Genomic DNA, 21,009 nt, shown 5'->3' with positions numbered 1-21,009 from the left:
ACAGTGACAGATACCGGCCGGACAGCTCATCGAGGTCCAAAGGCGTCACCCCACCACGGTCCCGGAACCACCGCCGCGCCGTCGACCCCGTCACCCTCGCCGCAGCAGCAGCCGCCGATGTCGACGCCCCCTCCCAGACCACCGCCCGCCAGAACGCCCGCTCCTTCTCCCGCGTGACCGCCACCAGCACACCCCTCCATCAGGGTGTTGCAAGCACCGCCTGAACTCGAGTCACCTGATCACTGCTGAGCGCACTCGGCCTCAGAGGTCGGGGTCGAGGGTGCCGTCGCCGCCGATGCGGTCCAGCTCCTCGAGCTCGACCGGGCCCAGCACCCGGGCGGCCACCTGCAGGTTCTGCTCCAGGTGTGCGATCGACCCCGTGCCCGGGATCAGCAGCAGGTTGGGGGAGCGGGCCAGCAGCCAGGCCAGCGCGACCTCCATGGGTGAGGCCTCCAGCCGGCGGGCCACGGTCTCCAGCGCCGCCGACTGGATGGGGCTGAACCCCCCGAGCGGGAAGAACGGCACGTAGGCGACGCCCTGGCGGGCCAGCGCGTCGATCATCGGGTCGTCGGCGCGGTGCACCAGGTTGTAGTGGTTCTGCACGCACACCACCGGGGCGATGCCCTGCGCCTCGGCGAACATCTGCGGGGTCACGTTGCTGACCCCCAGGTGCCTGACCAGCCCCTGCTGCTGCAGCTCCGCCAGTGCTTCGAACGGCTCGGCCAGCGAGCGCTGCACCGGCTCGGCGAACCCGGGCATCCGCAGGTTCACCACGTCCAGCGCCTCGAGGCCGAGGTGCTCCAGGTTGTCGTGCACCGCCTGGCGCAGCTCGTCGGCCCCCAGCGCCTCGGGCCACTCGGCGTCCGGCGGGCGCCGACCTTGGTGACGATGGTCAGGTCGTCGGGGTAGGGGTGCAGGGCCTCGCGGATGATCTCGTTGGTGACGTGCGGGCCGTAGTAGTCGCTGGTGTCGATGTGGTCCACACCCAGCTCCACGGCACGCCGCAGGACGGCGACCGCGGCGTCGCGGTCGGCCGGCGGGCCCATCACGTGCGGGCCCGACAACTGCATGGCGCCGTAGCCGATGCGGTGCACCGTGCGGTCGCCGAGGGCGAACTGGCCGGACTTCTCGGCTGTCGGAGTGGTCATCGCCGGTGCCTACCCGCGCACGGCGGCCCTGCACACCGTCAGGCGGCGCGGACGGCGGCGGTGGTCACGGGCTCGGCGACGGCGGAGCGGGCCGTCTCGGCCCGTTGGCTGCGCACCGCGACGACGGAGAGGCCGGCGCCGACCACCGCGAGCGCGGCCCCGACCCACATCGGTGCCCGGTACCCCCAGCCGGCGTCGATCGTGGCCGCGCCCAGCGCCGCCCCCAGCGCGTTGGCGGCGTTGAACGCGCCCTGGTTGGCCGCCGACACCAGGCTGCCGCCCTGCACCTGGGCCGCCTCGATCGCCCGGTTCTGCACCACCGGACCGCCGGAGAAGGTGATGGCGCCGAACAGCACGACCAGGACGACGGCGGCCACCGGGTTGACCACCACCACGGTGAACACCACCAGCAGCGCGGCGGTGGCGAGCAGCCCGACGGTGACGAAGGCGAAGCCGAACCGGTCGCCCATGCGGCCGCCGAGCAGCGTGCCCGCGGTGGTGCCCAGGCCGAAGAGCGCCAGCACGACGGTGACCCGACTCTCCGGCATCCCGGCGAGGTCGGTGAGAATCGGGCTGATGTAGCTGTAGACGGAGAACAGCGCGGCGAAGCCGATGGTGGTGACGGCCAGGGTCAGCCACACCTGGCGCCGGCGGAAGGCGCCGAGCTCCTGCCGGAGGTCGGTGGGCGCGGAGGCCACCCGCGGCATCCAGGCGACCAGCCCGGCGATGGTGAGCAGCCCGATCGCGGCGGCGCCGCCGAAGACCAGCCGCCAGCTCAGCTGCTGGGCGACGAAGGTGCCCAACGGGACGCCGACGACGTTGGCCAGCGTGAGCCCGACGAACATCAGCGAGATCGCCTGGGTGCCCTTCTCCCTGGGCACCAACCTGCGGGCAGCGACCGCCCCGACGCCGAAGAACGAGCCGTGCGCCAGGGCGGTGACCACCCGGGCGGCGGTGAGCGCGGCGTAGCCGGGGGCGAGTGCGGAGAGGGCGTTGCCCACGGTGAAGACGACCATCAGCCCGATCAGCGTCTGCCGCGGGGTGAACCGCACGCCCAGCGCGGTCAGCGTCGGCGCCCCGATGACCACCCCCAGGGCGTAGGCACTGATCAGGAGCCCGACCGCGGGGACCGAGACGTCGAGGTCCTCGGCGACCTGCGGCAGCATCCCCATGATCACGAACTCGGAGGTGCCGATGCCGAAGGCGCCGATGGACAGGGCGAGCAGCGCGCGGGGCACGGCAGAGCTCCTCAGGGGCTGCGAGGGAGGACGGGCGCGAGACGGCCCGACTCCAGACAAGAGCAGTGCGACCTGTTCCGCTGCCCTCGACGCACATGACCCTCGTCACGTGCCCGTCAGCACGAGGGCCGCGCCGGGACGGAGGTCCCGTGCGCGGCCCTCGGACGTGCAGGTCAGGGCTGCAGCAGCACCTTCACCGCGCCGTCCTGCTTCTGCCGGAACGTCTCGTAGGCCTGCGGCGCCTGCTCCAGCGGCACGTGGTGCGTGGCGAAGGAGTCGACGCCCAGCGGGTCGGCGTCGGTGAGCAGCGGCAGGATGTCGGGCACCCAGCGCCACACGTTGGCCTGGCCCATGCGCAGCTCGATCTGCTTGTCGAACATCCGCATCAGCGGCACCGGGTCGGTCGCGCCGCCGTAGACACCCGACAGCGAGACGGTGCCGCCGCGGCGGACCGCCTCGATCGCGGTGTTGAACGCGGCCAGCCGGTCGATGCCGGCCACCGTCATGACCTTCTCCATGATGGCGTCGGGCACCACCGCGCTGGCCTTCTGGGCGAGCTTGGCGCCGGGGGAGCCGTGCGCCTCCATGCCCACCGCGTCGATCACGGCGTCCGCGCCGCGGCCGTCGGTCATCTCCCGGACCGTTCCGACGACCTCCTCCTGCTCCGTCGAGGCGATCACCTCGATCCCGCGCGCCCGGGCCCGGGCGATCCGCTCCGGGACGACGTCGGAGGCGATCACCCGGTGGCCGAGGTGCGTGGCGATCCGGGCGGCCATGTCACCGATCGGGCCGAGCCCGAGGACCAGCACGGTGCCGCCGGGCGGGGGAGCTGCGTACTGCACGGCCTGCCAGGCGGTGGGCAGCACGTCGGAGAGGTAGACGAACCGGTCGTCGGCGGGGCCCTCGGGCACCTTGATCGGCAGCGTGTTGCCGAAGGGCACCCGCAGGTACTCGGCCTGGCCACCGGGGACCTGGCCGTAGAGCTTGGTGTAGCCGAACAGCGAGGCGCCCATGCCCTGCTCGCGGTTCTGGGTGGTCTCGCACTGGCTCTGCAGCCCCTGGCTGCACATCCAGCAGGTGCCGCAGGAGATGTTGAACGGGACGACGACCCGGTCGCCGGCCTTCAGCTCGGTGACCCCGGCCCCGACCTCGCGGACCACGCCCATCGGCTCGTGGCCCATCACGTCCCCGACGGTCATGAACGGGGCCATGACCTCGATGAGGTGGAGGTCGGACCCGCAGATGCCGCTGGAGGTGATCTCCACGATGACGTCGGTCGGGTCCTGGATCGTCGGGTCGGGGACGGTGTCCACCTGGACGTCGTCCCGGCCGTGCCAGGTCACTGCGCGCATGGGTGTGCTCCTCGGTCTGGGGGCTCCGGACGGCCGCGACGAGGTCTGCAGGCCCGTCGTCCGGTGCGTGACGTTCCTCGCTCGTACCCGTCACGGCGCGTTCAACTCATCAGCCGCTCGCACACCTGACGTCACGCAGGGTGTCCATTTGGCAGGAAGTGTTGTGAGCCTGATCACTTGACCCGGTGTGCTTACCCGGTTGTGCACATCACGAACCGGTCACGACGTGTTTACATGGGCGCCGCCCGAGCTCGCCCCCGACGGAAGACAGGTGCATGGACCCGCAACATCTCGCCCGGCTCGACGACGACGGAACGGTGTCGCGCAGCGGCAGCGGACCGGTCGGTGGCCCCGCCGCCGACGCGTCGTCCGAGAGCCCCGAGGTGCCGGCGCTGGCGCCCGTGCTGCCCTTCCGTCGCTCGCTCGCCCGACGGTCCCGCCGCCTGCTGGGCGCCACGCCGCTGCGCGCGGCCGGGGTCTGCCCCACGCCGCGCCCGGCGGTCGAGGCCGGCCCGGTCGCCGTCGTCCCGGCCTCCGTGGTCCAGCACGCCGTGGGCCCGGACGCCGTGGTCGCGGACGTGGACGCCTGGCCGCTGCCGGTGGGCACCGACGGGCTGGTGCTGGCCGACGCGTGGCCGCTGCCGGTCGACGCGGACGCGCTGCTGCTCGACGGTGCCGCACCCGAGGTCGCCGAGCAGGGCCCCACCGCCGGGTTGACGCCGGAGCAGGTGGTGGCCGCGGTCGCCACCGGGGCCCGGCACCGCCGTCCGCCGCTGCCGGCCCGCCGTCCCGCGCTGTACCTGGCGGCTGCGCTCATCGGGGCCGCCGGCCTGGCGGTCACCGTCACCGGCGACCCGGCCCAGGTCGCCCGGGCCGCCGACGCCGAGGAGCCGATCAGCGTCGCCGAGGAGCTCGGCATGGTCCAGGCCCAGCAGCCCGCGCTCACCGGCGAGGAGGCGACCGACCGGCTGCAGGACATGGTGGCCACCCGCGCCCAGCGCGAGGACGCCCAGGTCGCCGCCGCCCAGGTGCAGGCCGACGCCGACCGGGTCGCCGCCGAGGCCGCGGCCGCCGCGGCTGCCGAGGCCGCCCGCCCCAAGGCGGTGCTGCCCGTGCAGGGCGCCCGGCTCACCAGCGGTTTCGGCTACCGGTGGGGCACCCTGCACGCCGGCATCGACTTCGCCGCCCCGCTGGGCACCCCGGAGTACGCGGCGATGGACGGCGTCGTGGTGCGCGCCGGTGCCGCCAGCGGCTTCGGCCTGGCGGTCTACGTCCAGCACGAGAACGGCGACGTCACCGTCTACGGGCACATGCAGGAGATCCTCGTCGAGGAGGGGCAGACGGTGCGGGCGGGCGACACCATCGCCCTGCTCGGCAACACGGGCCAGTCCACCGGGCCGCACCTGCACTTCGAGGTGCACGTGGGCGGCATCGACGGCGAGCGGATCGACCCGCTGCCGTGGCTCCGCGAGCGCGGCGTCCAGGTCTGAGGAAGGACCCCCTCGCCCCCCACCGCTCGCACGCTCGCGGCGGGCCCCTGCGAGGGGGCCATGACGTGGCGGTCACGCCTCACGGTGGGTCCCGAGAGGGTGGTCTCGCGCTCGCTCCTGGCGTTCCGGGCTGACATGCGGCATCGTGCATGTGAGATCCGGCGGACAGGGGGACGACGATGGGGCACGACCACGGTGCGGGGCACGGCGCCGAAACTGCGGCGGCCGGGCACCGCGGCCGGCTGGCCGTCGTCCTCGCGCTCACCGGCAGCGTCTTCGTCGTCGAGCTCGTCGGCGCCCTGCTGTCCGGCTCGCTCGCCCTGCTCGCCGACGCCGCCCACATGGCCACCGACACCCTCGGCATCGGGATGGCCCTCGGCGCGGTGACCCTCGCCCAGCGGCCCGCCCGCGGCCGGCGGACCTTCGGCTGGCAGCGGATCGAGGTGCTCGCCGCCGTGGGCAACGGCCTGCTGCTGCTCGTCGTCGGCGGCTACGTCGTCGTCGAGGCCGTCCGCCGGATCGGTGACCCGCCGGACATCCACTCCGGCTGGATGCTCGGGGTCGCCCTCCTCGGCCTGGCCGTCAACGTCGGCTCGCTGAGCCTCCTGCACGCCGGCCAGGGGGAGTCGCTGAACACCCGCGGTGCCTACCTCGAGGTGGTCGGTGACGCCCTCGGCTCGGTCGCGGTCATCGCCGCCGCCGTCGTCATCGCCACCACCGGCTGGACCGGGGCCGACGTCGTCGCCTCCCTCGCCGTGGGTGCCCTGGTGCTGCCGCGGGCCTGGTCACTGCTGCGCGAGGCGCTCGACGTCCTGCTCGAGGCCGCGCCCAAGGGCGTCGACCTGGCCCGGGTGCGGGAGCACGTCCTCGGGGTCTCCGGGGTGCTCGACGTGCACGACCTGCACGCATGGACCATCACCTCGGGGCTGCCGGTGCTCTCCGCGCACGTGGTGGTCACCGACGAGGTGCTCGCCGACGGGCACGGCGGCCGGGTGCTCGACGCGCTCTGCAGCTGCCTGGGCGACCACTTCGACCTCGAGCACTGCACCTTCCAGCTCGAGTCGCCCGGGCACCGCAGCCACGAGGCGCCGGTGCACGAATGACGGACGCCCGCCTCCCCGAGGGGAGACGGGCGCCCGCTCGGCCCTGCTGAAGGGGCCCGCGCTGAGCTTGCGAAGCGTGGGGGGCAGCAGGGTCCTTCTTCAGCCGGCGTGCACCACGGCGCCGTCGGCGGGCAGGTCCTCCTTGGTGGCCTTGATCAGCACCGCCGAGACGGCTGCGCCCACGACCAGCAGCACCGCCGCCCAGGTGAAGGCGGTCGTGTAGCCCTCGACCTGGGCCGAGAGACCCACCGCCGGGTCGGTCGGGTCCTGGCCGGCCGCCACGCTGTCGGCGAAGGCCGAGGTGATCGCGTTGACCGACAGCGTCGCCAGCAGCGCCGTGCCGATCGAGGCGCCGACCTGCTGGGTGGCGTTCAGCATGGCGCTGGCCGCACCCGCGTCGTGCTCCCCGGCACCGATCAGCGCCAGGTTCGACAGCGGCACGAAGGTGAAGCCCAGGCCCAGGCCCAGCAGCAGCTGACCGGGGAAGGCCAGCGACCAGAACGAGCTGTCGACGTCCAGGAACGACATCAGGAACAGCCCGGCCGCGGCCAGCAGGCCACCGGCCACCATCAGCGGCTTCGGCCCGATCCGCGGCACCAGCCCGCTGGCCGCGCCCGCGGACACCAGCACGCCGAGCGTGGTGGGCAGCGAGGCGAACCCGGCCGCGACCGGCGTGTAGCCGAGCACCTGCTGGAAGTACAGGCTCAGGAAGAAGAAGGCGCCGATCAGCCCGGCGCCCACCAGGGTCGAGGTCAGGTACGCGCCACCGCGGTTGCGGTCGAGCACCAGCCGCATCGGCAGCAGCGGGTTGCGCACCTTCAGCTCCAGGACGACGAACGCCGCCACCAGGAGGACGCCGACGGCGATGAAGGTCAGCGCCGAGGCGTCGGTCCAGCCGCTCTCCCCGTTGCCGGCGTCGGCGTTGGCCTGCGCGGTCTCGGCCACCTGGGTGAAGCCGTAGACGAAGGAGGCCAGCCCCAGGGTGATCAGCACGGCGCCGGGGATGTCGTAGCTGGTCTCACCGGGGGCCTTGCTCTCCGGCACGATCGGGATGGCGGCGACGACGGCGACGATCGCCACCGGCACGTTCACCCAGAAGCACCAGCGCCAGTCGGCGTACTCCGTCAGCACCCCGCCCAGCAGCAGACCGACGGCGGAACCACCGCCGGCGATCGCGCCGTAGACGGCGAAGGCCTTGGCGCGCTCCTTGGCGTCGGTGAACAGCACGGTCAGCAGGGCCAGCGACGCCGGGGCCAGCAGTGCGCCGAAGGCGCCCTGCAGGGCGCGGGCGGCGAACAGCAGCTCCTCGTTCTGGGCGAGCCCGCCCAGCGCGGAGGCGACGGCGAACCCGACCGCCCCGACCAGGTAGGTGCGCTTGCGGCCCCAGAAGTCCGCGATCCGCCCGCCGAGCAGCAGGAAGCCGCCGAAGGTCAGCGTGTAGGCGGTGACGATCCACTGCTGCGAGGCGGCGGTGACGTCCAGGTCGGCGGAGACCGCCGGGAGGGCGATGTTCACGATGGTCGCGTCGAGGATGACCATCAGCACGGTCACGGCGATGACCGCGAGGGCCAGCCACCGCTTCGGGTACGGCTCGTCGGCCGGGGGCGTCCCGGCCGGGTCGGGGAGTGGTGCGGTCGTGCTCACGCGTGGGTGTCCTCTGTCGCTCGTCTCCGGTTCGGCCGAGTCGTCGGCCGAAGGAGGAAGCTAGTCGGCTGGGACGATGTCGTCGTGCCCGTTTCCGTGGTGTTCATCTCCGACACCCACGTGCCCAAGCGGGCGCGTGACCTGCCCGCGCCGCTGTGGTCGGCGATCGATGCCGCGGACGTCGTGGTGCACGCCGGCGACTGGGTCGACGTCGCCCTGCTGGACGAGCTGGAGCGGCGGGCGCTGCGGCTGGTCGGCGTGTACGGCAACAACGACCACGGGGTGCTCCGCGAGCGGCTGCCGGAGGTGGCCCGGGCCGAGCTCGGCGGGGTGCGGTTCGCCGTCGTCCACGAGACCGGCGACGCGAAGGGGCGCGAGCAGCGCTGCGCGGCGCGCTTTCCGGACGTCGACGTCCTGGTGTTCGGGCACAGCCACATCCCCTGGGACACCACCGCCGACACCGGGCTGAGGCTGCTCAACCCCGGCTCGCCGACCGACCGGCGCCGGCAGCCCTTCGCCACCTACCTGACCGCGACCGTCGACGAGGGCCGGTTGTCGGACGTGACGCTGCACCGGCTGCCACCCCAGGCGCCCGGTCGATGAGCCTGCCCGCCCTCCCGCCGGCGGCGGTCGCCGTCCTCGCCTGCCCGGTCTGCGGGCAGGCCCTCGGCACCGACCCCGCCGGGCTGCGCTGCCCCGCGGGGCACGCCTTCGACCGGGCGAGGCAGGGGCACGTCACCCTGCTGCCACCCGGCGGGAGCCCCCACGCCGGTGACTCCGCGGCGATGGTCGGCGACCGGGCCGACTTCCTGGCCGCCGGGCACTACGCCGGGATCACCGCCGCGCTGGCCGACGCCGCACTCGCCGGCCCGCCGCCGGCCACGCTGCTCGACCTGGGCGGTGGTACCGGGGCGCACCTGGCCGGGGTGCTCGACCGGGCCCCGGACGCCGTCGGGGTGGTGCTGGACGCCTCCCGGTACGCGGCCCGCCGGGCGGCCCGGGCGCACCCGCGGGCGATCGCCGTCGTCGCCGACTCGTGGGCCCGCTGGCCGGTGCGGGACGCCGCGGTGGACCGGGTCCTGGTGGTGTTCGCCCCGCGCAACGGCGCCGAGACCGCCCGCGTGCTGCGGCCGGAGGGGCGACTGGTCGTCGTCACCCCGGCCGCGGACCACCTGGCCGAGCTGGTCGGCCCGCTGGGGCTGCTCACCGTCGACCCGGCGAAGGCCGACCGGCTCGCCGCCGGCCTGCAGCCGCACCTGCGACCGGTGGCGGTCGCCGGTCACCGGACCGAGCTGGCGCTGGACCACGCCGCGGTGCGCACCCTGGTCGGCATGGGCCCGCACGCCCGGCACCTGCCCGACGGTGAGCTGGACCGGCGGCTGGCCGCGCTGCCCGAGCCGGTGCGGGTGACGGTGGCGGTGGACGTCGGCACCTGGGAGCAGGCCGGCTGAGCCGCCCCGGACGGGAGCCGGCCCGGGCGCACCGAGGGCCCGGCCCGGTGGCCGGGCCCTCGTCGAGCGGGTTCGTGCGCCGGCTGTCGCCGGCGGGCGTCAGCGGTTGACGCGACGCTGCTTGCCGGTCGCGGCCACGTAGACCGCCAGCACCAGGATGGCGCCGAGGATGGACGCCCACCAGCCGCCCAGGTCGAACTCGAGGCCGTCGCCCTGGACCAGGCTGAACACCAGGTTGCCGACCACGGACCCGATGAGGCCGAGGACCAGGGTGGCGACGAGGCCGAGGTCCTGCTTGCCAGGGACCACGGCACGGGCGATCAACCCGGCGACGAAGCCGATGAGGACCGCCAAGAGAACTCCGCCGATGCTCACGGGTGACCTCCTGTGGACGACGGCCGAGCCGTCAGGCGCTGGTCCGTCCAGCGCAAGATCATCGATGCCCGGACCGGGCGTGACCAAACTCCCGAGACCGCCCGGTCTCGGTCGGGTGGGTGACCCGAGCGGCGCTCGGTCGGCGCTCAGCGGGCGCATGACCTGCGGTTCTGCTGCCGGACCACGACCGGGGAGCTGCGCGCTCGCGCAGGGGTGCCGGAGGACGTCGGCGCGGGCTCGGCGGGCGCGCCGCACCGACCCCCGCTCCCGCCGCGTCGGACGCGACGCGGCGGGCTAAGCTGCGGCCGTGACGATCGCACCTGCCCCGATCGTGAGCCGGCCGAGCCCGGCCCACGAGGCCCAGAAGGGGTCGCGGCTCCTCGGCCTGCTGCGCACCACCGACCACAAGACCATCGGCCTGATGTACACCACGGTGGCCTTCATCTGGTTCTTCGTCGGTGGCTTCATGGCGCTGCTGATGCGCGGTGAGCTGGCTCGCCCGGAGCTGCAGTTCCTGTCGCCCGAGCAGTACAACCAGCTGGTCACGATGCACGGCACGATCATGCTGCTGTTCTTCGCGACGCCGATGTTCTTCGCGTTCGCGAACCTGATCATGCCGCTGCAGCTCGGTGCGCCGGACGTCGCCTTCCCCCGGCTGAACGCCTTCTCGTTCTGGCTGTTCCTCTTCGGTGGCGCGATCGCCGTCTCGGGCTTCCTGACCCCGGGTGGCGCGGCCGACTTCGGCTGGTACGCCTACACCCCGCTGTCGACCGGCGCGCACAGCCCGGGCGCCGGTGGTGACCTGTGGATCGCCGGTCTGGCGGTGAGTGGTCTGGGCACGATCCTCGGTGGCGTCAACTTCATCGCCACGATCGTCTGCCTGCGGGCGCCGGGCCTGACGATGTTCCGGATGCCGATCTTCGTCTGGGCGTCGCTGGTCACCAGCATCCTGATCCTGCTGGCCTTCCCGATCCTGACCGCCGCGCTGATGGCGCTGCTGGCCGACCGTCACCTCGGGGCGCAGGTCTACACGCCGGAGAACGGCGGGCCGATGCTGTGGCAGCACCTGTTCTGGTTCTTCGGCCACCCCGAGGTCTACATCATCGCGTTGCCGTTCTTCGGCATCATCAGCGAGGTCATCCCGGTCTTCAGCCGCAAGCCGCTGTTCGGCTACAAGGGCATGATCTTCGCGCTGATCGGCATCACCGCCCTGTCGCTGGCCGTGTGGGCGCACCACATGTTCGCCACCGGCGCGGTCCTGCTCCCGTTCTTCGCCTTCCTGACCTACCTGATCGCCATCCCGACCGGCATCAAGTTCTTCAACTGGATCGGCACCATGTGGCGGGGCCAGCTCACCTTCGAGACGCCGATGCTGTTCTCGATGGGCTTCCTGATCACCTTCCTGCTCGGTGGTCTGACCGGCGTCCTGCTGGCCAGCCCGCCGCTGGACTGGCACGTCAACGACAGCTACTTCGTCGTCGCCCACTTCCACTACGTGGTCTTCGGCACCGTCGTGTTCGCCGCCTACGCCGGCCTGTACTTCTGGTTCCCGAAGATGTGCGGCCGGATGATGGACGAGAAGGTCGGCAAGCTGCACTTCTGGCTGACCTTCATCGGCTTCCACGCCACGTTCCTCATTCAGCACTGGCTGGGCAACGAGGGCATGCCGCGCCGTTACGCCGACTACCTGAGCACGGACGCCGGGGGCGCCTTCACCTGGATGCACACGGTCTCCACGATCGGGTCGTTCATCCTCGGCGCCTCGGTGATCCCCTTCGTCTACAACGTCGTCAAGTCGTGGAAGCACGGCCGGCTGGCGCTGCGCGACGACCCCTGGGGTCACGGCAACTCCCTCGAGTGGGCGACCTCGTCGCCGCCGCCGCGGCACAACTTCGTCGAGATCCCGCGGATCCGCTCGGAGCGCCCGGCGTTCGAGCTGCACTACCCGCACCTCAAGGAGCGCCTGGAGATGGAGGCGCACGCCGGCAAGGGCCACCAGCCCTACGCCAGCGAGGCCGGTCTCACCGCCGGGGCCCGTCAGGGTGCCGACGACAAGGACCCGACCTGACACGGGTCCACCTGCTCGGCACCCCTGGCCCGCTCGGGGTGTGACCGGGTCGCACGGACGCCCCGCCAGCCATCGGCTGGCGGGGCGTCCGCGTTCGTGGGGTCGGCCGGGGGCTGTGCCCGGCCCCGCTGCCCGGTCCGGCACGATGGCGCCCGTGACCGACCGCGCTGCCGCCCCCGCGCCGATCGACCAGCCCACCGTCGCCGCGGGTGCGTTGCTCACCGTCACCGGACCCGACCGGCCCGGTGTGATGGCCACCCTCTTCGCCGCCCTGCAGGCCGCCGGGCCGGAGCCGGTGGAGGTGCTCGACGTCGAGCAGGTGGTGGTGCACGGCCAGCTGGTGCTCGGTGTGGTGGTGGCCGGCAGCGGCGACCCGGAGCTGCTCAGCCGGTTGCACCGCACCGCGGGCGACGTGGCCGCCGCGACCGGCCTCCAGGTCACCGTGGAGGCCGCCACCGCGGGGGAGCGGCACACCGAGCGGACGGTGCGCCACCACGTGATCGTGCTGGGCCGGCCCGTCCCGCCCGCGGCGGTCGCCGGTGCGGCCCGGGCCATCGCCGGCGTCGGCGGCAACATCGAGGCGATCCGGCGGCTGTCGGACTACCCGGTCACCAGCTTCGAGCTCACCGTCTCCGGCGCCGGGTCGACGCAGCTGCGCACCGCGCTGGCGACCGTGGCCGCCGAGACCGGCACCGACGTCGCCGTGGAGCAGGCCGGGCTGTCCCGGCGGAGCAAGCGGCTGATCGTGCTGGACGTCGACTCCACCCTGGTGCGCGGTGAGGTGATCGACGAGCTGGCCGCCCGGGCCGGCCGGGCCGCGGAGGTCGCCCGGATCACCGCGGCCGCCATGAACGGCGAGCTGGACTTCGAGGAGTCGCTGCGCGCCCGGGTCGCCGTGCTCGCCGGCCTGCCCGTCGGCGTCCTGGACGAGGTGCGCGAGCACCTGGTGCTCACCCCCGGGGCGCGCACGCTGATCCGCACGCTGCAGCGGCTGGGGTTCCGCTGCGGGATCGTCAGCGGGGGCTTCACCCAGATCACCGACCCGCTGGCCGAGGCGCTGGGTCTGGACTTCGCCGCCGCCAACACCCTGGAGGTCGCCGACGGCAGGCTGACCGGTGGGCTGGTCGGCGAGGTCGTCGACCGGGCCGGCAAGGCGCGGGCGCTGGCCCGCTTCGCCGCCGAGCACGGCATCCCGCTGGAACAGACGGTCGCGGTGGGCGACGGCGCCAACGACCTGGACATGCTCAACGCGGCCGGGCTGGGCATCGCCTTCAATGCCAAGCCGGTGGTGCGGGAGCAGGCGCACGCCGCGCTCAACCAGCCCTACCTGGACGCCGTCCTCCAGGTGCTGGGCTTCACCCGGGACGAGGTGCTGGACGCCGACCCGGGGCTCAGCCCGCTCGGCTGACCTCGCCCTCCAGCTCCACGCCGGCGGTGCGCAGCTGCTCGAGGGCGGCGGCGGTGGTGGCCTCGGCGACGCCGGCGGTCAGCGGCAGCAGCACGCGGGTGGCGAACCCGGCGCCGACGGCGTCCAGGGCGGTGGCCCGCACGCAGTGGTCGGTGGCGATGCCCACCACGTCGACCGAGTCGACGTCGTGGGCGCGCAGCCAGTCGGCCAGCCCCTGGCCGTCGAAGGTGCCCTCGAAGCCGGAGTAGGCCGCCGCGTACTCGCCCTTGTCGAAGACCGCCTCGATCGGGCGGCGGTCCAGGTCGGAGTGCAGCTCCACCCCGGACGTGCCGACGACGCAGTGCGCCGGCCAGGTCTCGGTGTAGTCCGGCTGTTCGGCGAAGTGCCCGCCGGGGTCGACGTGGTGGTCGCGGGTGGCGACCACGTGCGCGTAGTCAGCGGCCGCGACGTGCGCGCTGATCGCCCGGGCCACGGCGGTCCCCCCGGCCACGGCCAGGCTCCCGCCCTCACAGAAGTCGTTCTGCACGTCGACCACCACAAGCGCACGCGTCATCCCCCCATCCTGCACCGGGCTGTTCCGCTCTCGCCGGGCGCAACGTCCCCGGCCAGTCGCAGGGGCGGGGGTCAGGCCTCGTCCCGGGGCTCGGCCCGAGCCTGCGAGGGTTGAGGAGGACGAGGTCCTCCGACCGTCATCAGGCGGTGACCGTGTCGATCGCGGCGTCACCGCGGGACAGCGACCAGGCCTCGGCCGGCAGGGCGGCGCGCGCCTGCTCGTGCACCGCCCGGGCGTCGGCCAGCGCCTGGGCCGGCGTCCGCGGCCGGACCAGCTCGCCGCCGCGGACCAGCGGCACGATCAGCTCCCGGTCGTGCTCGCCGGCGGCCACGGGGGAGGAGCTGACCACCTCGGCGGTCGCGGTGCCCTGGGTGTCGTGCCGCCGGACCGCGTGCTTGCGGCCGCCCACCGACCGCTTGCCCTCGGAGTTCTTCGCCACCGGCACGCCGTCGCGCTCGACCAGCTTGTAGACCATGCCGACGGTGGGTGAGCCCGATCCGGTGACCAGCGAGGTGCCCACGCCGTAGCCGTCGACCGGGGCGGCGGCCAGCGCGGCGATCGCGTACTCGTCCAGGTCGCTGGTGACGATGACCTTCGTCCCGGTGGCGCCGAGGGAGTCCAGCAGCTCGCGGGCCCGGGTGGCCTGGATGGCCAGGTCGCCGGAGTCCAGCCGGACCGCGCCCAGCTCGGGCCCGGCCACCTCCACCGCCGTCCGGATGCCCTGCTCGGTGTCGTAGGTGTCGACGAGCAACGTGGTGCCGGCGCCCAGCGCGTCCAGCTGGGCGCGGAAGGCGGCCGCCTCGTCGTCGTGCAGCAGCGTGAAGGCGTGGGCGCTGGTGCCGGTGGTGGGGATGCCGTAGCGGGCGCCGGCGGCCAGGTTCGACGTCGCGGTGAAGCCGACCAGGGCGGCGGCGCGGGCGGCGGCGACCGCGGCCTCCTCGTGGGTCCGCCGGGAGCCCATCTCGATGCACGGGCGGCCGCACGCGGCGCCGATCATCCGGGCGCCGGCCGCCGCGATCGCGCTGTCGTGGTTGAGGACCGACAGCACCAGGGTCTCCAGCAGGACCGCCTGCCCGAACGGTGCCCGGACGGTGAGCACCGGGGAGCCGGGGAAGTAGACGTCGCCCTCGGCGTAGCCGTCGATGTCGCCGGTGAACCGGAAGGCCGCCAGGTGGTCCAGCAGCCGCGGGTCGTCGATGCCCTGCGCCCGGACGGCGTCCAGCTCGGCCGCACCGAACCGGAAGTCGGCCAGCGCATCCAGGAAGCGGCCGGTGCCGGCCAGCACGCCGTAGCGGCGCCCGTGCGGGAGGCGGCGGGCGAAGACCTCGAAGACGCAGTCACGGTCGGCGGTGCCGTCGGCCAGCGCGGCCGCCAGCATCGTCAGCTCGTACCGGTCGGTGAGCAGCGCGGGGCTGAGCTGGCTCGGCGGCATGGACCAGCACGATAGGTGCCGGCCGAGTGGGCCGCCCGAGGTGGGCGTCCTACAGTGATCACGTGGCCGGACCCCTTGCGCCCGCCTGGACGCCGGAGACGACGTCGCGGGAGGAGTCCGACCTCGACCGGCCCTGGGTGACCATCGTCTGGGACGACCCGGTCAACCTGATGACCTACGTGACCTTCGTGCTCCAGGAGCTGTTCGGCTACGACGAGCCGACGGCCACGCAGCTGATGCTGCAGGTGCACAACGAGGGCAAGGCGATCGTCAGCTCGGGGCCGCGGGAGCGGATGGAGCACGACACGAACCGGCTGCACGCCTACGGGCTGTGGGCCACCTACCAGCGCGACGCGTGAGCGGGCTCGCGCACGAGGAGGCGGCGTGAAGCCGTTCCGCCGCAAGGGCGAGGAGCTGGTGGCCCGGCTGGTCGACGCGGAGGCCGACATCGTCGGCCTGCTGCTCGACCAGCTCGAGCAGCTGCTGGCCGCGGACCCGGTCGACTCCGGCGGTGACCCGGTGGTGGAACGGCTGCTGCCCCGCGGGCACGCCACCGACCCGGAGATCGCCGCGGACTACCGGGAGCTGACCGAGGCCGGGCTGCGCAGCGGCAAGGCCGACGACCTGGCCATGGTGCGAGCGACGCTCCCGCCGCACGGCGGGGAGGTGCGGCTGGACGCCGACCAGGCCCGTGCCTGGCTGCGCACCACCAACGACCTGCGGCTGGCGCTGGGCACGCGGCTGGGCATCTCCGCCGACACCGAGCCGCCGGAGGTCGACGCCTCCGACGACGCCGACGAGGAGGGCTCCCAGCTGGCGGTCTACTACTGGCTCACCGCGGTGCAGGGGTCCCTCGTCGACGCGCTGGCCGCCGGACGAGGCGGCCGACGGTGAGCAGCACCAGGATCGCGACCAGCAGGTCGGCGAGGAAGAAGACGTAGACCAGGCTGTGCACCGGCACGTCCTGCACGATCGCCCCGATGCAGGACACCAGGGTCACGGCGGACAGCAGGAGCAGCAGCACCAGCCCGACCAGCCGCCCGAGCACCACCAGGACCAGCTCGACCCGGTCGGCGCGCTGGTCGGTGCTCGCCCGGCCGCTGCGGTGCAACAGCCGGGACGCACCGAGGACCAGCGCCGGCAGCGCGATCAGCACGACGCCGACCACCATGAGCACCTCGATCACCACGGTCGGCGACGTTATCGGTCGGACACCCCTCCGACACAATCCGTTGGCGTCCCGATCACCCCGCCGTTGGCGTCCCGATCACCCCGTTCCGGCGGTCGCCAGGGGGAGGGACGGCGCGGGGAGGACGCGCTGCCTAGACTGGGGCCGTGCTGCGCATCGACCGCGCGACCTACGACGCCATCGTGGCCCACGCCCGGGAGGACCACCCGGACGAGGCCTGTGGCGTCGTCGCCGGCCCCGAGGGCAGCGACCGCCCCGAGCGCTTCATCCCGATGCTCAACGCGGCCCGCTCGCCGACGTTCTACGAGTTCGACAGCGCCGACCTGCTGAAGCTGTACCGGGAGATGGACGACCGGGACGAGGTCCCCGTGGTCATCTACCACTCGCACACCGCCACCGAGGCCCACCCCTCGCGCACCGACATCAGCTACGCCTCCGAGCCCGAGGCGCACTACGTGCTGGTGTCCACCCGCGAGCACGGGGCGCAGACCGGCCTGGCCGGTGACACCGTGGAGTTCCGCAGCTTCCGGATCGTCGACGGCGAGGTGCGCGAGGAGGACGTCGAGGTCGTCGAGTCCTACCTGTTCGGCCACTCGCCGACCACCGTCGTCTACGACTGAGGAAGGACCCCGTTGCCCCCCACGACGCGCTCCGCGCGCCGCGGGGCCCTGCAACGGGGCCGTACGGAATCGCCGGCTGGGTGCTGGCGTTCCACCCAGCAGTCGTTCCTGCGCGCCCGGCGCGCGAACCCCCGTCACCCCGTGAGAAGGAGCCCCACAGCCATGGCCATCGAGGTCCGCATCCCGACCATCCTGCGCACCCACACCGGCGGCAACAAGACCGTCGAGGGCAACGGCGCCACCCTCGGCGCCCTGGTCGACGACATCGACAGCCAGCACCCCGGGATCAAGAACCGCCTGGTCACCGAGGAGGGCAAGCTGCACCGCTTCGTCAACGTCTACGTCAACGACGAGGACGTGCGCTTCACCGGTGCGCTGGACACCGCCGTCAAGGACGGCGACTCCGTGACCATCCTCCCCGCCGTCGCCGGCGGCTGCTGACCCGGAGCCTCCCCGCCCGGCACCGCGACTCCTGGAGACCCGTCATGGCCCGCTTCGCCTCCCTCGTCGACTCCCTCGGCGGCACGCCCCTGGTGGGGCTGCCGTCGCTGTCGCCCACCCCCGACGTCCGGCTGTGGGCCAAGCTGGAGGACCACAACCCCACCGGGTCCATCAAGGACCGGGCCGCCATCGCGATGATCGAGGCGGCGGAGAAGGACGGGCGGCTGCAGCCGGGGAGCACCATCCTGGAGCCGACCAGCGGCAACACCGGCATCTCGCTGGCGATGGTGGCGCGCCAGCGCGGCTACCGGCTGATCTGCGTCATGCCGGAGAACACCTCCATCGAGCGCAGGCAGCTGCTGGAGATGTACGGCGCCCAGATCATCAGCTCGCCGGCGGCCGGCGGCAGCAACCAGGCCGTCGCGGTGGCCAAGGGCCTGGCCGCCGAGCACGAGGACTGGGTCATGCTCTACCAGTACGGCAACCCGGCCAACGCCGAGGCGCACTACACCGGCACCGGCCCGGAGATCCTGGCCGACCTGCCCTCGATCACCCACTTCGTGGCCGGGCTGGGCACCACCGGCACGCTGATGGGCGTCTCCCGGTACCTGCGGGAGAAGAAGCCCGGCGTCCAGGTGATCGCCGCCGAGCCGCGCTACGGCGAGCTGGTCTACGGGCTGCGCAACATCGACGAGGGGTTCATCCCCGAGCTCTACGACCCCGAGCTGCTGGACTCCCGCTTCTCCGTGGGGCCGGACGACGCCATCCACCGCACCCGGCAGCTGGTGGAGCGGGAGGGCATCTTCGCCGGCATCTCCACCGGAGCGATCCTGCACGCGGCGCTCGGCGTCGCGGACAAGGAGGTCGCGGCGGGGCGCAAGGCCGACATCTGCTTCGTCGTCTGCGACGGCGGCTGGAAGTACCTGTCCACCGGTGCGTACGCGGGCACCCTGGAGCAGGCCAGCGCCGCGCTCGAGGGCCAGCTGTGGGCCTAGTGGAGGACCCCGCTGCCCCCCACCACTCGCCAGCTCGTGGCGGGCCCCTGCACCGGGGCCGTGGCGACACGACGCCTGATGGCGGCCTCCTCCTGGGGGCGCGGGGGCTGCTGTTCGACAACGACGGCGTGCTGGTCGACTCCGAGCCCAGCGTCGTCGCGTCGTGGACCCGGTGGGCGGTCGACTCCGGGCTGGACCCGGCCGAGGTCATGGCCGCGGTCCCCGGCCGCCGCGCGGCGGACACGGTGGCGCTGTTCGTGAAGCCCGAGGACGTCGAGCGGTCGGTCGCGCTGATCACCCGCTACGAGCTGGAGGACGTCGCCGGCACGGTGGCGATCGACGGCGTTCTGGACCTCGTCGCCCAGCTGGACGGCGTCCCCTGGGCCGTCGTCACCTCCGGCGTGCGCGAGCTGGCCACCGCACGGCTGCGCGCGGCCGGGGTGCCGGTGCCGCCGGTCGTGGTCACCGCCGAGGACGTCGCCGCCGGGAAGCCCGACCCGGAGCCGTACCTGACCGGGGCGGGCCGGCTCGCCCTGTCGCCGGGGGAGACGATCGTGCTGGAGGACAGCCCCAGCGGGGTGCGCGCCGGGCTGGCCGCCGGCGCGGCGGTGCTCGGCATCGGCGAGACCGCGCTCGGCACCGACGCGACGGTCGTCGTCCGTGACCTGGCCGGGGCGCGGTGGACCGGTGAGGGTCTGCTGCTGCCCGGCGAGGCGCTGCTGCGCCGCCCCTGACCGGGGCGAGACGAGCGTCTCGGTCGGCGGGACGGCGGACCGTCGGAGGGGGCCGTTAGCCTGGCTGCCGACATGAGCACTGCTGCGGGGGCCGACGCGCCCATCGGGATCTTCGACTCCGGCGTGGGTGGCCTGACGGTGGCGCGCGCCGTGCTCGACCAGCTGCCGCACGAGGCGATCCGCTACGTCGGCGACACCGCGCACAGCCCGTACGGGCCACTGCCGATCGCCGAGGTGCGGCGCCACTCGCTCGCGGTGATGGACGACCTGGTGGCGGCCGGGGTCAAGATGCTGGTGATCGCCTGCAACTCGGCCAGCGCCGCCTGCCTGGGCGATGCCCGGGAGCGCTACGACGTGCCGGTCGTCGAGGTGGTGCGCCCCGCCGCCCGGCGGGCCGCCGCGGCCACCCGCAACGGCCGGATCGGCGTGATCGGCACCCAGGCCACCATCACCAGCGGCGCCTACGAGGACGCGTTCGCCGCCGCCGGCCACCTGACGGTCACCAGCGCCGCCTGCCCCAGCTTCGTCGACTTCGTCGAGCGCGGGGTCACCAGCGGCCGGCAGCTGGTCGGGCTGGCGCAGTCCTACCTGGACCCACTGCTGGGCGCCGGTGTCGACACCGTGGTGCTCGGCTGCACCCACTACCCGTTGCTCACCGGTGTGCTCTCGCTCGTGCTCGGCGAGGAGGTCACCCTGGTGTCCAGCGCGGAGGAGACGGCGAAGGACGTGTACCGCGTGCTCACCCGCACCGACCTGCTGCGCGACCCGGACGGCCCGCCGCCGGTGCACCGCTTCCTGGCCACCGGCGACCCGGAGCCGTTCGCCCGGCTCGGCCGCCGCTTCCTGGGGCCCGAGGTCGAGGTCGTCGACCGGGCCGGCGCGGAGGTCGGGGCGTGAGGCTCACCGTCGTCGGCTGCGCCGGCAGCGCCCCCGGCCCGAACTCGCCGGCCTCCTGCTACCTGGTGGAGCACGACGAGTTCGTGCTCGCCCTCGACCTGGGCAACGGCTCGTTCGGGGCGCTGCAGGCCCACGTCCGGCCCGGCGACGTGGACGCGGTCTACCTCAGCCACCTGCACGCCGACCACTGCCTGGACGCCGCGCCGTTCGTGGTCTGGCACCGCTACTCGGGTCAGTCCGACGGGCGCACCGTGCCGCTGTACGCGCCGGTCGGCGCCGACCGGCGGCTGGCCGCGGCCTACGACCCCGACGGCGGCCCGATCGACGACGTCTTCGACGTGACCGCCATCGGCCCGGGGCGCTGGACGCTCGGGCCCTTCGAGGTGACCACGGCCCGCACCGCGCACCCGGTCGAGTGCTACGCCGTGCGGCTCACCGCGGGCGGCCGGTCACTGGTGTACACCGGCGACACCGGCCCGAGCGAGGCCGTGGTCGAGCTCGCCCGCGGCGCCGACGTGCTGCTGGCCGAGGCCGCCTACCCCGAGGCGCCCGACCTGCCGCCGGGGCTGCACCTGACCGGGCGCCAGGCCGGCGAGCACGCCGCCGCCGCGGGGGTGGGCCGGTTGATCGTCACCCACGTGCCCTCCTGGGTGGACGCCGAGGCGCAGCTGGCCGCAGCCCAGACGGTCTTCCCCGCTGCCGAGCTCGCCCACCCCGGCGCCGTCCACGAGATCTGACAGCGTTTGATCAGGTGACTGTGAGGCTGGCCGGGTCGGTCCTTCGGTGATGGGCTGATGGCCGGCAGCGGTGGGCGTGACCCTTCATGTGACTGGCTTCGTGCCTTCATCTGGACTTGTCCGTCCGCTGCTGC

Annotated in this window: 21 protein-coding genes and 2 pseudogenes; 14 read left to right on the top strand and 9 right to left on the bottom strand. The window is 73.7% G+C overall.

The genetic code is table 11. The annotated features are described in order from the left end of the window. The 4 genes and pseudogenes from ACJTNH_RS19890 to ACJTNH_RS19875 form a co-directional block, all read right to left on the bottom strand. Window positions 1–184: pseudogene (locus ACJTNH_RS19890) on the bottom strand (IS30 family transposase); the annotation flags it as partial. Between the two features lie 77 nt (window positions 185–261). Beyond that, window positions 262–1,046 (bottom strand): annotated as a pseudogene (locus tag ACJTNH_RS19885) (oxidoreductase). Window positions 1,047–1,186: 140 nt separating this feature from the next. Beyond that, window positions 1,187–2,386: an MFS transporter gene (locus tag ACJTNH_RS19880; RefSeq protein WP_458178852.1), complete on the bottom strand. Its 1,200-nt coding sequence runs from the start codon at window positions 2,384–2,386 to the stop codon at window positions 1,187–1,189. A 173-nt stretch (window positions 2,387–2,559) separates the two neighbouring features. Next, window positions 2,560–3,738, bottom strand: a complete 1,179-nt coding sequence (locus ACJTNH_RS19875) for a zinc-dependent alcohol dehydrogenase (RefSeq protein WP_458178850.1) — start codon at window positions 3,736–3,738, stop codon at window positions 2,560–2,562. 275 nt (window positions 3,739–4,013) lie between these two features. Between ACJTNH_RS19875 and ACJTNH_RS19870 the strand changes: the two genes are divergently transcribed. Next, entirely contained in the window at window positions 4,014–5,228 is a 1,215-nt protein-coding gene (locus ACJTNH_RS19870) for a peptidoglycan DD-metalloendopeptidase family protein (protein ID WP_458178848.1), read from the top strand. A gap of 179 nt (window positions 5,229–5,407) precedes the next feature. After that, a complete protein-coding gene (locus ACJTNH_RS19865; protein ID WP_458178846.1) occupies window positions 5,408–6,331 on the top strand; it encodes a cation diffusion facilitator family transporter in 924 nt (307 codons plus the stop codon). A 99-nt stretch (window positions 6,332–6,430) separates the two neighbouring features. Here the strand turns inward: ACJTNH_RS19865 and ACJTNH_RS19860 are convergent, their stop codons facing one another. After that, on the bottom strand, window positions 6,431–7,975 hold the full coding sequence (locus tag ACJTNH_RS19860) for an MFS transporter (RefSeq protein WP_458178844.1): 1,545 nt from the start codon (window positions 7,973–7,975) through the stop codon (window positions 6,431–6,433). Between the two features lie 84 nt (window positions 7,976–8,059). Between ACJTNH_RS19860 and ACJTNH_RS19855 the strand changes: the two genes are divergently transcribed. Beyond that, entirely contained in the window at window positions 8,060–8,578 is a 519-nt protein-coding gene (locus ACJTNH_RS19855) for a metallophosphoesterase family protein (protein ID WP_458178842.1), read from the top strand. Further along, entirely contained in the window at window positions 8,575–9,426 is an 852-nt protein-coding gene (locus tag ACJTNH_RS19850; protein ID WP_458178840.1) for a putative RNA methyltransferase, read from the top strand. Before ACJTNH_RS19855 ends, ACJTNH_RS19850 begins: the two co-directional genes overlap by 4 nt. 99 nt (window positions 9,427–9,525) lie before the next feature. Here ACJTNH_RS19850 and ACJTNH_RS19845 read toward each other — a convergent pair whose 3' ends face one another. Next, entirely contained in the window at window positions 9,526–9,801 is a 276-nt protein-coding gene (locus tag ACJTNH_RS19845) for a GlsB/YeaQ/YmgE family stress response membrane protein (RefSeq protein ID WP_458178838.1), read from the bottom strand. Window positions 9,802–10,108: 307 nt separating this feature from the next. On the opposite strand from ACJTNH_RS19845, the gene ctaD reads away from it, so the two are divergent. Next, window positions 10,109–11,869 (top strand): aa3-type cytochrome oxidase subunit I, encoded by a 1,761-nt coding sequence (gene ctaD, locus ACJTNH_RS19840; RefSeq protein ID WP_458178836.1) that lies wholly within the window; start codon window positions 10,109–10,111, stop codon window positions 11,867–11,869. Window positions 11,870–12,023: 154 nt separating this feature from the next. Then, complete coding sequence (gene serB, locus ACJTNH_RS19835) at window positions 12,024–13,277, top strand: phosphoserine phosphatase SerB (protein WP_458178834.1); 1,254 nt, start codon at window positions 12,024–12,026, stop codon at window positions 13,275–13,277. Here serB and ACJTNH_RS19830 read toward each other — a convergent pair. Together ACJTNH_RS19830 and ACJTNH_RS19825 are read right to left on the bottom strand one after the other, a co-directional pair. Next, window positions 13,261–13,830 (bottom strand): isochorismatase family protein, encoded by a 570-nt coding sequence (locus ACJTNH_RS19830; protein ID WP_458178832.1) that lies wholly within the window; start codon window positions 13,828–13,830, stop codon window positions 13,261–13,263. The two genes, serB and ACJTNH_RS19830, sit on opposite strands and share 17 nt — an antisense overlap. Before the next feature lie 139 nt (window positions 13,831–13,969). Next, window positions 13,970–15,262 carry a nicotinate phosphoribosyltransferase gene (locus ACJTNH_RS19825; RefSeq protein WP_458178830.1) on the bottom strand — a complete coding sequence of 431 codons (1,293 nt, stop codon included), beginning with the start codon at window positions 15,260–15,262 and terminating at the stop codon, window positions 13,970–13,972. Between the two features lie 62 nt (window positions 15,263–15,324). Between ACJTNH_RS19825 and clpS the strand changes: the two genes are divergently transcribed. Both clpS and ACJTNH_RS19815 read left to right on the top strand, forming a co-directional pair. Then, a complete protein-coding gene (clpS, locus tag ACJTNH_RS19820; RefSeq protein WP_458178828.1) occupies window positions 15,325–15,621 on the top strand; it encodes an ATP-dependent Clp protease adapter ClpS in 297 nt (98 codons plus the stop codon). Between the two features lie 25 nt (window positions 15,622–15,646). After that, window positions 15,647–16,156, top strand: a complete 510-nt coding sequence (locus tag ACJTNH_RS19815; RefSeq protein ID WP_458178826.1) for a DUF2017 family protein — start codon at window positions 15,647–15,649, stop codon at window positions 16,154–16,156. Here ACJTNH_RS19815 and ACJTNH_RS19810 read toward each other — a convergent pair. After that, window positions 16,095–16,451 (bottom strand): hypothetical protein, encoded by a 357-nt coding sequence (locus tag ACJTNH_RS19810; protein ID WP_458178825.1) that lies wholly within the window; start codon window positions 16,449–16,451, stop codon window positions 16,095–16,097. The two genes, ACJTNH_RS19815 and ACJTNH_RS19810, sit on opposite strands and share 62 nt — an antisense overlap. A 146-nt stretch (window positions 16,452–16,597) precedes the next feature. Here ACJTNH_RS19810 and ACJTNH_RS19805 point away from each other — a divergent pair, with 146 nt between their 5' ends. From ACJTNH_RS19805 to ACJTNH_RS19780, 6 genes are all read left to right on the top strand, one after another. Continuing rightward, the gene (locus tag ACJTNH_RS19805) at window positions 16,598–17,071 is read left to right on the top strand and encodes a Mov34/MPN/PAD-1 family protein (protein ID WP_458178823.1); all 474 of its coding nucleotides are present in this window, start codon (window positions 16,598–16,600) and stop codon (window positions 17,069–17,071) included. 162 nt (window positions 17,072–17,233) lie between these two features. Then, on the top strand, window positions 17,234–17,512 hold the full coding sequence (locus ACJTNH_RS19800) for a MoaD/ThiS family protein (RefSeq protein ID WP_222193125.1): 279 nt from the start codon (window positions 17,234–17,236) through the stop codon (window positions 17,510–17,512). A 44-nt stretch (window positions 17,513–17,556) separates the two neighbouring features. Continuing rightward, window positions 17,557–18,507: a PLP-dependent cysteine synthase family protein gene (locus ACJTNH_RS19795; protein WP_458178820.1), complete on the top strand. Its 951-nt coding sequence runs from the start codon at window positions 17,557–17,559 to the stop codon at window positions 18,505–18,507. Beyond that, a complete protein-coding gene (locus tag ACJTNH_RS19790; protein ID WP_458178818.1) occupies window positions 18,498–19,241 on the top strand; it encodes an HAD-IA family hydrolase in 744 nt (247 codons plus the stop codon). Before ACJTNH_RS19795 ends, ACJTNH_RS19790 begins: the two co-directional genes overlap by 10 nt. A 72-nt stretch (window positions 19,242–19,313) precedes the next feature. Further along, window positions 19,314–20,138 (top strand): glutamate racemase, encoded by an 825-nt coding sequence (gene murI / locus ACJTNH_RS19785; RefSeq protein WP_458178816.1) that lies wholly within the window; start codon window positions 19,314–19,316, stop codon window positions 20,136–20,138. After that, window positions 20,135–20,875, top strand: a complete 741-nt coding sequence (locus tag ACJTNH_RS19780; protein WP_458178814.1) for an MBL fold metallo-hydrolase — start codon at window positions 20,135–20,137, stop codon at window positions 20,873–20,875. The genes murI and ACJTNH_RS19780 overlap by 4 nt, the downstream gene beginning before the upstream one ends. The last annotated feature ends 134 nt before the right edge of the window (window positions 20,876–21,009 follow it).

This window comes from Modestobacter lacusdianchii, from assembly GCF_054177765.1.
This window is presented reverse-complemented; position numbering and strand designations above follow the sequence as displayed.

What these genes read in the sequence shown, in the direction of transcription:
- ACJTNH_RS19865 (WP_458178846.1), top strand. Translation starts at nt 5,408, where the DNA reads ATGGGGCACGACCACGGTGCGGGGCACGGCGCCGAAACTGCGGCGGCC.
- ACJTNH_RS19830 (WP_458178832.1), bottom strand. Translation starts at nt 13,830, where the DNA reads ATGACGCGTGCGCTTGTGGTGGTCGACGTGCAGAACGACTTCTGTGAG.
- ACJTNH_RS19825 (WP_458178830.1), bottom strand. Translation starts at nt 15,262, where the DNA reads ATGCCGCCGAGCCAGCTCAGCCCCGCGCTGCTCACCGACCGGTACGAG.
- ACJTNH_RS19795 (WP_458178820.1), top strand. Translation starts at nt 17,557, where the DNA reads ATGGCCCGCTTCGCCTCCCTCGTCGACTCCCTCGGCGGCACGCCCCTG.
- ACJTNH_RS19870 (WP_458178848.1), top strand. Translation starts at nt 4,014, where the DNA reads ATGGACCCGCAACATCTCGCCCGGCTCGACGACGACGGAACGGTGTCG.
- ACJTNH_RS19875 (WP_458178850.1), bottom strand. Translation starts at nt 3,738, where the DNA reads ATGCGCGCAGTGACCTGGCACGGCCGGGACGACGTCCAGGTGGACACC.
- murI (WP_458178816.1), top strand. Translation starts at nt 19,314, where the DNA reads ATGAGCACTGCTGCGGGGGCCGACGCGCCCATCGGGATCTTCGACTCC.
- ACJTNH_RS19800 (WP_222193125.1), top strand. Translation starts at nt 17,234, where the DNA reads ATGGCCATCGAGGTCCGCATCCCGACCATCCTGCGCACCCACACCGGC.
- ACJTNH_RS19850 (WP_458178840.1), top strand. Translation starts at nt 8,575, where the DNA reads ATGAGCCTGCCCGCCCTCCCGCCGGCGGCGGTCGCCGTCCTCGCCTGC.